The organism is Legionella sp. PATHC039 (assembly GCF_026191275.1).
Lineage (GTDB): Bacteria > Pseudomonadota > Gammaproteobacteria > Legionellales > Legionellaceae > Legionella > Legionella pneumophila.
Genome location: NZ_JAPHOP010000001.1, coordinates 1 through 13,946, shown reverse-complemented (window position 1 = coordinate 13,946; position 13,946 = coordinate 1). Strand labels below are relative to the sequence as shown.

The following is a 13,946-nucleotide window of genomic DNA, read 5'->3' as shown; positions in this document are numbered from 1 at the left end:
CATTTTGTTCTGTATTTGTACTGTTTTTTGGGTTATACTTCGTGATCAATTCAAAATTAATTGGTGGTATATTACTCATAGTAGGCACTTCGATTGGTGGTGGGATGCTAGCGCTACCTGTTTCTACAGCCGAGGTGGGATTTACTAACTCATTATTTTTCCTGTTTTTTTGCTGGTTGGTGATGACCGCTGGAGCTTTATTAATTCTTGAGGTAAATCTGCGACTCCCGGCAGGAAGCAACATGATTTCAATGGCGAAATCAACCTTGGGTCTGCCAGGTCAGGTAATTGCCTGGATAACCTACCTTCTTCTTCTTTATACCCTCCTGGCGGCTTATATTTCAGGTGGAAGTGATGTATTTAGCAGTCTGCTGCATAAGGCCCACATTGATTTACCGAATTGGATAACGTCTGTAATATTTACTGCCATGTTCAGCCTTATTGTATATAGTGGTATACGCTCTGTAGACTACGTTAATCGTGGACTTATGTTTGGCAAACTGGGCGTCTATATTTTATTGGTTATCATTATCAGTCCCCATGTATCCACAGCAGGATTAACAGGCGGCTCAGCGAAAGCCTTTACTGGCACTCTCATGATCTTGGTCACCTCTTTTGGATTTGCATCCATCGTGCCGAGCTTACGTGATTATTTTAACGATGATATACGTAGCTTACGTCGAGTTATTTTGTTTGGTTCTCTTATCCCATTATTCTGCTACATAGTCTGGGATGCAGTGATTATGGGCGTTATCTCACGCGACGGAGAAAATGGTTTATTGTCCCTAATGAACTCAGATCATGCAACCAGCGGCCTCACTGAAGCACTTAGTCAATCGGTAAGCAGCCAGTGGATCAGTGGATTTTTTGGGTTTTTCACTTCTATCTGTATGGTTACTGCATTTCTGGGAGTTTCATTAGGATTATTTGATTTTCTTGCTGATGGATTAAAGCTTAAAAAATCTGGTAATCAAGGCAAGTATACGCTGGCTCTCACTTTTATCCCTCCACTGGCCGTGGTGTTGTTTAACCCGGGTATCTACCTGCATGCATTAAGTTATGCCGGGGTTTGTTGTGTCATTTTACTGCTGTTATTACCTTCTATCATGGCATGGAAAGGAAGACAAACCTGTAGCCAATCTCCATCAGAAACTCATTTGATTCCTGGAGGAAATCCAGCTTTAAGCCTTATAGGATTTATCGCCATTGGTTTGCTTATCATTGCGATCATGTATTAATTATCCTGTTCTTTATCCTGAAAATAAGAGATACTTCATCCTAAAATATTGATTTTATAAGTTATGGTAAAAATCAGACCTTTTCTGAAATGGGCAGGAAGTAAGTACAATTGTTTAAATGAAATTATCTCTTCTTTACCCACTGGCCAGCGTTTAATAGAGCCATTTGCAGGTTCAGGCGTGGTGTTTATGAACACCAGCTATTCATCTTACCTACTGGCTGAAAGCAATTCTGATTTGGTTAATATTTATAGAATTCTACAATTGGATGGTGAATCCTTTATAGACTATTGCCAGCAATACTTTACCCCCGAAGCCAATTGCAAAGAAAAATATTATGAATTGCGAAGAGAATTTAATAATTTAATGGATTCAAATCAAAAATCAGCGGTTTTTCTCTATCTTAATCGGCATGGATATAATGGTTTGTGCCGATACAATTCAAAAGGAAAATATAATGTCCCTTTTGGACTTTACGAAAAACCTTATTTTCCACGTAAGGAAATGATGCTGTTTTATAAAAAATGCCTTTCAGCACAGTTCATTCACGGCGATTTTAGAAACACTTTTGCCTTAGCTGAACCCGGTGATGTCATTTACTGTGACCCACCCTATGTGCCACTGACCGAAAACAATCAAACATTACCCTATAACCAAAAATTATTTTCTTTAGAAGATCAAATTGAGTTGGCTGAATTGGCCCAGGAAACAGCCTCCAAAGGGATTCCTGTCATCATATCGAATCATGATACTGAATTTACGCGACATCATTATAAAAAAGCACAAATAAAGAGTTTCTATGTATCTCGCTGGATAAGCTGCAGAAGTGAGATGCGACTGCCGGTTAAAGAGCTAGTCGCAGTATTCAACTGTCCATCTTGACAAAGACAAAAAAGAGTCTTTATCACAAGATTAAGAGTTATTGGAATGGTCTTTGTCTTTAATAAAGAAAGCCAGAATAGTTACCAAAAGTAATGAAATAGGTAATATCGAAAGAGCCACTTGATAATCATCAACCGTATAGATATGTTCCCCTGCCACTATACCGCTGTCGCCAAATGTATCCAGTAACTTCCCTACGAGCGGTTGAAAAATAGCACCAGCCAAAGAAATAATCATATTGGTTACTGCAAAAACCGTTCCTGATAATTTGGCTCCACTACATTCCTTAGCCATAATAAAAACTATAATTTCAGTTGCACTGAAAACACCATACAAGAATAGCAATATGTTCAAGGTAAGATAGGATAGGCCAGGGCAATACAAAACAAAACTAATGCATATTAATGAAACTATCGCACCAATCACCAAAGGCAACAATCGTCTGCGGGTAATGTCGGATATGTACCCAGCCAAGGGGGCTCCTACCGCCCACCCAAGAAAAACAGCAGAAACAGTTTTTGCGGCTTCTACTTTGGTTAAATGATGTGCTTGCTCCAAATAGGTTTTACCCCACAACTCTCCAAATACTGATAATGAAGTATAAAGGCAGGCTCCAACAAACCCAATAAGCCACACTTCATGGGACGTCAGTACCTTAAGCACATTATGAAAAAACTCGGGCCAAGGATATTTGTTGGGTTGATATCCTTCTGGGCCATCTCTAACAACAAAGAAAGTTAAGATACACAGCGCAGAACCAATCATCGCAATGTGCATTAAGACATGATCCCAGCCTATGACCTCTGACCATTCAGTTATTTTGATTTCGCCATAAACCAGTCCTAGCATACCTAGCGTAGTAATCAAACCAGCCACTAAAGAAAAATAACGACGTGGCAGCCAATGCAAAGCCAGAGATAAGACACCAACAAAAGCAAAGGATGAGCCAAATCCCACCAGGAATCGACCAATTCCAACCAGCACAATTGACCAGGTCAGAGTAAACATCCACGAGCCCAAGGCACAACACAAACAGGCAAAAGTCAAAAGTCGTCTCGGCCCATAGCGATCCATTAACATCCCTACAGGCATTTGCATAGGTGAATATGCAAAATAATACAGGGCTGAAATTTGTCCAAAGGTGGTAGCAGAAATATGTCCCAAAGCTGTACTTAGCTCTGTTTGTAAAGCTCCCGGAACAATTCTGAGAATAAATTCATAACAGTAAAAAACAGCCCCGATAAAACAAACCAGGACGCCATATGAAAGTTGTTTTTTAGTAGTCATATTATTTAGGTGCTTTTGCATGAGTTTCTTTTAGAAAGAAAGTTAAAATGGCCGCTATCAATATACCTAATGGAATAATGGATAAGGCAAACTGATAATCATCTACGGTATATAGTTTACTCATGTTATCCACAACAATACCAGTGGTATCAGTTAAATGAGTTGATAAGCTGAAGTCTAATAAATGCCCTACCAACGGCTGCAAAAACATTGCACCAAGCATGACTATCATATTAGTCACCGCCATTGCTGTTCCCGCTGCCTCACCAGGGCTCAGCTCTCTGCCCACAGCAAAAACTATAGCTTGGGCGCTATAAAGTAATCCTAATAAAAACATTAAAGCCTGAATATTGGATTCATTTAATCCTGGCAAATATAAAATCATCATCATGACAATTGCAGCGCCGCTAGCCCCAATTAGCATTGGGAATTTACGTCGATACAAACGATCCGAAATATATCCCATTATTGGAGCACCAATAATAAATCCCAAAAATAGTACAGAGTTAGCTAATCCTGCCGCTTGGGTAGTTAAACCATGGGCATGGTGTAAATAGGGAATACCCCACAACTCTGCAAAAACCGTAGTTGGCAGATAAACCAGACAACCATACATTCCATTAACCCATATCTGTCGGCTGGTAATAATAATTCCCAGATCGACTAACCCCTTCTTAAGAGTGGGAACTGTACCGCTTTGCCTGTGCTGTCCCTTCCTGTCCCTGATCCCAACCCACAAAACTAAAGTCAATACAATACCAAAAGCTGCGGTCATGTTAAGTGTCTTAACCCAACCCATCTTAACGATGAATAATTCCAGAAAGTTATCGCCCAGCATAGCACCGATGGGGCCTAGTGCCGACGTCATACCAGAGATCATAGCCAATCGATTTTCAGGCAGCCAAAGAGTTGCGATCTTTAAAACACCGACGAAGGCGAAAGCAGATCCAAATCCAACTAAAAAACGACCTGTTGCAGCTACCCAAAAAATAGTTGTCCCCGTAAACATATACGTTCCAATAACACATACCAAGCAAGCCATTGTTAGTAGTCTTTTCGGCCCATACCTGTCCAATAAAACCCCAACTGGCAATTGCATAGGAACATAGGCTAGATAATAAATGGAAGAAAGGAAGCCAAAACCAGACGCCGATAAATTAAAATGAGTCCTTAACGCGTTTTCCATTACGCTTGGTGCGATGCGTAACAAATACTCATAACTATAAAATATTGCTCCCAGCCCACAAAGTAGCCATCCTATCATTGCATAGTTAGTTCGGTTTTCAGTATGCAAAATTATCTCCTTAACAATTAGTCAAGTATTTTTAAATCCTGTCTTAGTTCCCATTTCTGCATCCCAGCATATCTTGTAAGCGCATAAAAGCTCATCTTGCAATCTCTCTGCAAACCAGCTGGTGGCTTTACAGAATTTTCCAAGATATCCTTCGTTTAAACGCTATTAAGACCTAAACTGCTTACTTCTACAAGGTGAATTTATTACCTTATAAATTATTAAATTGACTCGCGCCACTGGCTATTGCAGCTTTCGCTACAGCAGCAGGAACCCTCTCTTTTAAGCGAGGATCGATAGGCTTTGGAATAATATAGTCAGGTCCAAAATCCCAATTCACAACTCCTGGGTAATTGTCCTTCACTACCAGAGGAACAGGCTCGTGCACCAATTGACGAATGGCTTCAACAGCTGCAATTTGCATGGCCTGGTTAATGCAAGTGGCACGAACATCTAGCGCACCACGAAAAATATAAGGAAAACATAATACATTATTAACTTGATTAGGATAATCACTTCGTCCTGTTGCCATCACCAGATCTTTACGTACACTATGAGCCAATTCAGGTTTGATTTCAGGATCAGGGTTAGATAAAGCAAAAATCACTGGATTGGGCGCCATCAAACTTAATAAATGCGCATTCAGCAAATCTGGCCTTGCAACGCCAATAAACACATCGGCATCGACCAAAGCATCTTCAAGTGTACGACAGGATGTATTTCTGGCAAAAGCAAACTTATAAGGATTTAAATCCTCGCGGCCTGAATGAATAACTCCCTTCGTGTCCAGAAGAAGCATATTACTTTTTGGGGCCCCTAATGCCACAAGGAGTCGCATAGAAGCAATACCAGCAGCTCCAGCACCCATGCAGACAATTTTAATGTCACTTAATTTCTTGTTCTGTAGTTCCAAAGCATTTAACAAACCAGCTGCAACTACAATCGCAGTACCATGCTGATCATCATGGAATACAGGAATATTTAACTGCTCAATCAAAGCTTGTTCTATTTCAAAACACTCCGGAGCTTTGATGTCTTCAAGATTTATGCCACCAAAAGTTGGGGCAATGCGTTTTGCAGTAGCAATAAAAGACTGAGGATCCTCTGCATCGATTTCTATATCAAAGACATCAAGATCGGCAAATCGTTTAAATAATACCGCTTTGCCTTCCATCACAGGCTTACTCGCTAAAGGCCCAAGATTTCCCAAACCTAACACTGCAGTGCCATTGGTCATCACCGCAACCAGATTGCCTTTGCTGGTAAAACGATAAGCATTTTCGGGCGCTTCAGCTATGGCTAAAACTGGAGCAGCAACACCAGGTGTATAGGCCAAAGACAAATCGTCCTGGGAATTAGTCGATTTTGTAAGATGAACAGAGAGTTTCCCTGGAACAGGGAACTCATGATAATCCAATGCCCGCTGCTTTATTACTTCATTATCCAAAGTGCATACTCTCTATTTCAGATCACGCGGTGAAAACATCATATCAAAAATTTGAATTTTTAATCCTCTCTTAGAGAAAAGGCACAAAAAATTTGTGCCTTTGTTAAAAACTCAAAAATTAAAATATTATTCTTTTGATTTGGCTTGCCCAGTACGCATATTATACCTGTCACGGAATTTCTGAACACGGCCACCAGTATCAACCAACTTTTGTTTTCCTGTATAAAAAGGATGGCACATTGAACAAACTTCTATGTTCAAATCTTTACACAAAGTAGAACGAGTTTCAAATACTTCACCACAGCTGCATGTTACTTTAACTGTTTGATAATCAGGATGAACTGATGCTTTCATAATACCACTCTCTTCTAGTTTCAAATAAGTATCGCCACCTGGACACTATTGCCAAGCACCATACTCTACACAAATGAGTCAAAACAATAGCAGAAATGATCTCATAAAGCAATTTTTTCTCAAACACCTCAGACATTTATAATTCTAACTCAACCCAAACCGGCGCATGATCGGAAGGCCTCTCTGCTTTTCTTGGTTCTTTATCGATTTTGGATTGTCGGCATAAAGCGTTTAATTCATGGCTCAATAGCACATGATCAATGCGCAAACCACGATTACGTCGGAATGCTGCGGCTCTATAATCCCACCAGCTAAACGCCTTTTCTTCCTGAGCAAAGTTACGGAAACTGTCATGTAAACCCAATTCAAGTATCTTCATGAATGCTTGCCTTTCAGCAGGGCTGACCAAAACATAACCCTCCCACTCAACTGGATCATGGACATCCCTATCTTCAGGCGCAATATTAAAATCACCCACAACTGCTACTTTAGAATAAATGCTTAACTGATGTTGAATGAAACGAGTTACTTTGTTTAACCAATCCAGTTTATATTGGTACTTGTCTGAAGTCAGTTCTCCACCATTGGGCACATAAAGATTAATCAATCTGATTCCTTTTACCGTAGCAGCCAGGATACGCCGCTGGGGATCTTCCAATTCTGGAATATCGGTTTGAATATCTGTCATAGGATATCGACTAATAATGGCCACTCCGTTATAAGTTTTCTGACCTGAAAAAATGACGTGGTACCCTTTGTCTGTAAATGAAGCAACAGGAAAGTTCTCATCAGTCAGTTTAGTCTCCTGCATGGCAAGCACATCAACTTGTGAAGACTCAAGCCATTGCAAAACCTGTTCCAGACGGACTTTTAATGAATTAACATTCCAGCTAGCGAGTTTAAACACACCAGTCTCCCTTGTATTCAATCATTAAAGGGGCATGATCCGAAAAACGTGCTTCGCGAAAAATTCGGCTGTCCGCGACATATTCAGTCAGACCAGGCGTAATCACCTGATAATCAATCCGCCACCCGACATTCTTTTCCCAGGCTCTAGCTCGATAAGACCACCAGGTATATTGCTCTTCTTCCTGATTATGTACCCTAAAGGCATCTACAAACCCCATCGAACCAAATAACTCATCCATCCAGGCGCGTTCTTCGGGTAAAAATCCCGAGTTTTTCTGGTTTCCTCGCCAATTTTTTAGATCTATCTTTTTATGCGCGATGTTGTAATCACCACAAATAATTAACTCTCTTCCCTCATTTTTTAAATTCATCAAGTGTCTGGCAAATTGCTCCAGAAAAGCATATTTCACTTCTTGTCGCTCTTCACCACTTGTTCCAGAGGGCAAATAAAGAGAAACCACACTTAATTTAGGATAATCAAATTGGATATAACGCCCTTCTTTATCACAATAATCAAACCCCAACCCCTTCACAATACGCACGGGTTTATATTTTGAATAAATGGCAACCCCACTGTAGCCCTTCTTTTCAGCATCAAAATAATCACAAAAATAATCCCTTGGAAAATAAAGTTCTTCCGGGATTAATTGCTCTACTTGCGATTTCGTTTCCTGAATACATACAAAATCAACATCCTGCCCTGCAAGCCAATCATAAAATCCATTACGGGCAGAAGAGCGTATGCCATTGGCGTTAAAACTAATTACTTTCATTACTTAGGCTACTCCGCTGTCATTACTGAACGGTTAAATATTAATCCTACCAAATTTATGATTCTTCTAAACATCTGACAATACTCTCAAGCACATCTTCAGTTCTCAATAAGACATCATCATTCCAAAACCGCAAAACCCTCTCAAACCTTCAGTCCCATTGCTACACGTCCCAGTCTTTCCCCCATCGCTTTAGCCAATGTGATCTCATCCTGGCTTAATGGATTCTCATTATCACCACCAGCCACATGGGTTACACCATAAGGCGTACCACCAGACTGCGTACTGGTTAGGGCGGGTTCAGTATAAGGAACACCCAATAAAATCATGCCATGATGCAACAAAGGAATCATCATGGAGATTAAGGTAGTCTCCTGTCCACCATGCATACTGGCTGAAGAAGAAAACACACAAGCAGGCTTGTTCACCAGATCTCCACCCAGCCACAAAGAAGTAGTTCCATCCCAAAAATACTTCATTGGAGCAGCCATATTACCAAAGCGAGTAGGACTGCCTAAAGCCAACCCATGACAATGACGCAAATCATCCAAGGAAACATAAATTGCACCAGCATCGGGAACCGGCTTATCCACCGCTTCGCAAGTGGTAGATACAGGAGGTACAGTGCGTAACCTGGCTTCAAGCCCAGACACACTTTCCACCCCACGAGCAATATATTGAGCTAATTGTGCCGTTGAGCCAGTGCGGGAATAGTATAAAACCAAGATATAAGGATTAGACATGATACTGCTCCATAGGGTTTTTTGCCTTTTTTCATCATTTTAATAACGTGAAATGAATTGTAAGGCTTATTATCGAATGAACGCATGAGTATATAGCAGAGAGAAAAATGTCGCGAGAATATTTTCCAACTCATAAAACATTGGTGAATTTCATATTCACCAATGCAATGAGTTCATCTTACTGTTCTACTATCAAGTTTCCATTAGCAATCATTTGATTCACAATATCATGCGAATTGTTGGTAGCGAAAACAGCTGTTAAATCAACGTCTTCTAATATAATCGTTTGCGCTGGAGCGTCAAAATTTCCATTGCCATTAGGATCTACTTTAATGGCTGTGTCACCCTCTTCTGTGGTAGAAACATTCAGATAATTATCCAAACTATTGGTTTCCAGATCCGCATCAGATAGCAAATCACTTAAGTTAAGGACGCTGGCATCTGATGATTGATCAACAGGATTTGCTTTGAAATCGGTAATAGTATCCACACCACCATCATCGTCGCCACTTAACCAGAAAAAGGTATCAACACCGCCACCACCTGTCATCGTATCATTTCCTTGACCGCCTCTTATAAAATCGTTTCCGGTAGTTCCATGCAGAACATCATTGCCATTACCACCATTCAATTCGGGATTATTAGCTAACATGGTAAGGCTATGATCATCAAGCAACAGATCTTGAACAACGTCGTCATGCATGACCGTCTCTTCAGCCTGGGCCTCTAATGGCTGTTCTTCTTGTGTTTCTTGGGCCATTTGAGCCTGTTGATCATAATAGTACAGAGAAATATTATGCTCATCCATAAAATCATTAATCACAGCATTAACTTCTTGCGCCATTTCATGATTCACCTCTGATTTGACTGAGGAGTCATCAACAGTTCGCTCTGTTTGCAATGTAGCCTGATGAGATGTGTCTGTAACATTGTTATCTTCCCAATTCACAATCACAGCAGAAAGCTTGTCTTCAAAGGAGTTGAGTTGTTCATCCGTAATATCTCCATCAGCATAAGCCTTAAGAACAGCACTCATGTTTTTAAGAGCATCTAATGGCAAATACCCTATCAATGCCAGTTCAATAGCTTGGGCATATATACCTTGGGTCACATGCTGTATCTTGCTGATGGCCGTCAGAGCATCTTCTCCGGGCGCAAGAGTCAAAATACTGGCCTCTAACGCTTTCTGGCTGGTTGCCATATAGTCAATCATATCAGATGTAACCAGAGCATCTAATCCCAGATAATTTGCAATGGACTGCAAGAAACCCTCATCGCCAAAATCAGCGACTACCCCTTCAGGAAGTTCAAGCAATGCCTTGCTAATTGCCTCAAAGACAGCGAATGATACATGACCTTCATCGGTTGAATAGTGTATTGCGGCTATTTCAGCAAACTGAATGGCAGCTGTCATTACACCTGCGTTTTGAGCTAGGACTTCACCACTACCAGTAATCGGATTGAAACTAATAATTTGTGTTCCCTCTGGTAACCCTAAGTGAGCAACCAAGGCAGCATTAGCTGTATCATAATCCATACCGGCTTCTAGCTGCGCTTGCAAGAGGCTTGTCAAGGGCGATATAACTGCTGAACCTACTGGCCCGTAAAGATTTATTTCATAGCTAAGACCTGTATCTATATCAAAACCACCGGTTTGAACAGCACGAGCCTCGCCTATAACATACTGACCATCACCGTTGACATCGAATTTAGAGAGATCAACGACCCATTCCACATGACCATATTGATTGGTAATACCAAGTCGCTCACCTTCATCCTCCTGATTATTGGCATTCAGATCCAAATACAAAACCGCGCCAACGATTGTCCCATCAATTGTAGCAGTGCCGCCGCTTATAACGACACCGTTCAAATGAGTCTTTCCAGAGTCATTCAATAAAGCCCCATTGGATAATGTCATCTTAAAGTGTTCAATGCTAGGTGCATCAGAATAATTTACTGTAATAGTATATGTCTTACTCAAATCAGGATTACTTACAGGATTAGAAACTGACACGCCGATAATATTATTAGCATTAATGACGATCTTATCGATATTCACTTCAAAATCTGTAATAATATCAGTTGGAGCTGTTCCTGCATTATTACTTCCATGTCCCCTGAAAAACACGAATTGATCAGCTCCTGATCCGCCAGTTAGCGTGTCATTACCGGTTCCACCCACAATGACATCATCCCCAGAACCGGCATCTATGACATCATTCCCTTCCTGACCATAAATTCGATCATTTCCCTGGCCTCCACTGATTGTATCATGCCCACCAGAACGAGTATCACCAGTAGAAAGTACTGTTTCCATACCAAGTTCATCTGCATGATTCGTTATATAATCTAAGGTATCTTGCCTGCTCCATCCATGATTGGCCTCTAATTCTTCAAATACAGCCCAACCAGAACCTTTAGGGAAATCAAACAAATTGAGTCCTGAATCCACAGCCAATTTATCAGTATTTAGCGTATCTCCGAAAAGAATATCATCTTCCTCATTTCCAGCGATAACATCACCACCAGCATCTTTTAGTTCATTAATTGGCGATAAGTCCGCTAAAACATTTGTTAATTGTTCAGCGGTGCTGATATTATCACTTAGGCTTGAAGGGTTGCTTCCTTCCATTTTATCCAAAATTTGAACTGCCGTCAGATCATTAGCAGTGCCTGCAGGATTATATACTATAGTGTTAGGATTAAGATTAATTCCAACAGCCTGTATTTGCCCAAAACTCGCTTCAAGTTGAGCCACTTCACTCTGAGTATCAGCTGATGAGCCACCAGTGCTGCTACTTCCCAATGGTTGAAAAATAGTATCAAAAGAGGCGCTGGAACCGCTGCCGCCCAATGTAGTGGTTCCATTGCCAGCATAGTGATAAGTAGGTACTCCATCGGACAAGAAAAACACTTGATTGACAAGGTCGCTTGCAGCTAGCGGTCCATTGTTATTTACCCAATTCAAAGCCTGTATGAAAGCTGCTTCATAGTTAGTACCACCACCTGCAGTTAAATTGTTAACACCACTATGAGCATTATTCACCTGAGTTGCTTGTACAGAACCATTTTGAATCAAATTAAAGGTTCCTACCGTTGAAGCGTGTGTATTGAATTGGACTATATGAACACGAATGTTTAGTGCATTACTTTCAGATAAATGATCTATAAGTTCATTCACAGAATTTTTTAATGCTTGTATGCGTTGAATTGAACCACTATCACCAAAAGGTATCTGTGCTGTCATACTTCCTGAAGTATCCAGTATAAGAATCAAATTATAGCTTTTTTCGCTAACATCAACACCGCCAACATCTCCAACCAGCACATCAGCCCCAAGACCTCCATCAATAACACCAACATCTCCTCCTACATTATGAGACACATTGGAATTAGAAGTGTCATTTATATTCTCCCCAACTTTAAACAAGGAGGGAACAATATTAATTTCAAGACTGGAATCTACACTGTCGCCGTCACTGTCAGTGAGTCGGACATCATAATTCATTTTAACTTCTTTCTCCGTATCAATAAGAGATTGTATTCCTAGCCCTCCAATAGAAAATGGGGTACTTGATATATTGTCAACTTCCAACCGATTATATCCATCATTTGTATAAGCTCTTACACGATATCCGTCATCCAAACCTATAATATTTACCCCATTTGCACCCTGAAAATCAAATGTCATACCACCCAATGATGCATCAGAAGTAACATCCGCTATTACAGTCTCAACTCCACCGCTTGAGGTAAAGATAACAATTCTTGTAATTGCATCCAGAGGATCATCGTTTAATTGATTATCATCATCTGCATCAAAGGCTTTCACATTGATACTGGCTCTATTGGATGGAGTACCTTGAATTTGGTGTATCTCAAAGCTTGCCCCATTGACTGTGAAATGCTTTTCAATATCGAAGTTATTATTGATAATAGCAAACTGACCATAATCAAGACGCAATATTTCAGAGTCCCCACTACCCTGATCAATCCATTGATTACTAATACCAATGTCAGAGCTGGAACTATTTACCGTACCGCCACTAGTATCAACTGGGTTAACTCGATCTTTGGGAGTAATCATTATCTCGTAACCTGGAAAATCTTGATCAGAAATGATCTTGAAATTTACATTTCCAGCAGGACTGTCTCCTGTGAGATCACTAAAATTAACCGTATTGATAACACCTATTTTTCCAAACATTTCAACACTGTACTTGTCATTTGCCAGGTTGTAATCATTGTCTGGAAGCATAGTGACCTTGAATACGGTATTGCCTGAATTAACAGCGGCCTCACTTGTAGCTGTTGAGCCCGTAATGATCATTCCATCATTTGATATGTATAACTTAATTAACTGGCCATTAACTGTCGTAAGATTAACCAACTCACCATCAATAATTCCTTGCGCTTGTTGACCATCAACCACATTAATGAACCGAATTGAACCTGGCTGATCTGCACCTACATTATTTCCAATATTGCTATCCAAATCCAAATTAAATACTTTAACAACACCAGCCTTATTGCTTACAAAACCTTCTTTAGGTGTAATTGCTTTAGGTACATCGTCATCAATCGTTACTTTTAGAGTTCCAATTGCACTATCCCCATCGCCATCAATAACTCGATAATTAAGATTCACAAATGGATCAACCAATCCTTCGGTATTATCAGCAACAGCATGATGATTAATAGCAGCCAGCAGAGTAAAAGTATACTGACCTGTTGTCGGATTAACTACTATTTTAAACACATCGTTAACCCCTAAGGCTCCTCCTGTTCGATAGGCTGTCAACGTATTCGTAGAAGCATTCCAGTTGTAAGTAATGTTATCATTCCCTATGACAGCACTCAGACCATGCATACCTTGAAAATCAATGCTACCTGCACCATCAGCACCAAAATTAACAGGCAATGTACCAGTTAAATTGCTTTGAGCAGCATCTCCTGAAGCTGTGTCATTATTGCCTCTTGGCAAATTGTCCTCATCAGCTACCAGGCTTATGGTACCAG

11 protein-coding genes are annotated in these 13,946 nt (G+C 40.4%); 2 read left to right on the top strand and 9 right to left on the bottom strand.

All coding sequences use genetic code 11. From position 1 onward, the window contains the following. The first annotated feature begins 41 nt into the window (after positions 1-41). Together OQI99_RS00060 and OQI99_RS00055 are read left to right on the top strand one after the other, a co-directional pair. Entirely contained in the window at positions 42-1,238 is a 1,197-nt protein-coding gene (locus OQI99_RS00060; protein ID WP_265730967.1) for an amino acid permease, read from the top strand. A 63-nt stretch (positions 1,239-1,301) separates the two neighbouring features. After that, the gene (locus OQI99_RS00055; protein WP_265730966.1) at positions 1,302-2,120 is read left to right on the top strand and encodes a Dam family site-specific DNA-(adenine-N6)-methyltransferase; all 819 of its coding nucleotides are present in this window, start codon (positions 1,302-1,304) and stop codon (positions 2,118-2,120) included. A gap of 30 nt (positions 2,121-2,150) precedes the next feature. Here the strand turns inward: OQI99_RS00055 and OQI99_RS00050 are convergent, their stop codons facing one another. From OQI99_RS00050 to OQI99_RS16145, 9 genes are all read right to left on the bottom strand, one after another. Then, entirely contained in the window at positions 2,151-3,428 is a 1,278-nt protein-coding gene (locus OQI99_RS00050; RefSeq protein ID WP_265730965.1) for an MFS transporter, read from the bottom strand. Beyond that, the gene (locus tag OQI99_RS00045) at positions 3,409-4,701 is read right to left on the bottom strand and encodes an MFS transporter (protein WP_265730964.1); all 1,293 of its coding nucleotides are present in this window, start codon (positions 4,699-4,701) and stop codon (positions 3,409-3,411) included. The genes OQI99_RS00050 and OQI99_RS00045 overlap by 20 nt, the downstream gene beginning before the upstream one ends. 208 nt (positions 4,702-4,909) lie before the next feature. After that, positions 4,910-6,145 (bottom strand): malic enzyme-like NAD(P)-binding protein, encoded by a 1,236-nt coding sequence (locus OQI99_RS00040; RefSeq protein WP_265730963.1) that lies wholly within the window; start codon positions 6,143-6,145, stop codon positions 4,910-4,912. Positions 6,146-6,271: 126 nt separating this feature from the next. Further along, positions 6,272-6,499 (bottom strand): 50S ribosomal protein L31, encoded by a 228-nt coding sequence (gene rpmE, locus OQI99_RS00035; RefSeq protein WP_010946387.1) that lies wholly within the window; start codon positions 6,497-6,499, stop codon positions 6,272-6,274. A gap of 136 nt (positions 6,500-6,635) precedes the next feature. Beyond that, the gene (xth, locus tag OQI99_RS00030; RefSeq protein WP_265730962.1) at positions 6,636-7,406 is read right to left on the bottom strand and encodes an exodeoxyribonuclease III; all 771 of its coding nucleotides are present in this window, start codon (positions 7,404-7,406) and stop codon (positions 6,636-6,638) included. Then, on the bottom strand, positions 7,399-8,181 hold the full coding sequence (locus OQI99_RS00025) for an exodeoxyribonuclease III (RefSeq protein ID WP_265730961.1): 783 nt from the start codon (positions 8,179-8,181) through the stop codon (positions 7,399-7,401). Before OQI99_RS00025 ends, xth begins: the two co-directional genes overlap by 8 nt. A gap of 55 nt (positions 8,182-8,236) precedes the next feature. Continuing rightward, positions 8,237-8,317, bottom strand: a complete 81-nt coding sequence (locus tag OQI99_RS00020; RefSeq protein WP_265732329.1) for a hypothetical protein — start codon at positions 8,315-8,317, stop codon at positions 8,237-8,239. A gap of 7 nt (positions 8,318-8,324) precedes the next feature. After that, the gene (gene wrbA, locus OQI99_RS00015) at positions 8,325-8,924 is read right to left on the bottom strand and encodes an NAD(P)H:quinone oxidoreductase (RefSeq protein WP_265730960.1); all 600 of its coding nucleotides are present in this window, start codon (positions 8,922-8,924) and stop codon (positions 8,325-8,327) included. Positions 8,925-9,102: 178 nt separating this feature from the next. Beyond that, on the bottom strand, positions 9,103-13,946 hold a 4,844-nt coding region (locus tag OQI99_RS16145; RefSeq protein WP_322783686.1), incomplete at its 5' end, for a type I secretion C-terminal target domain-containing protein.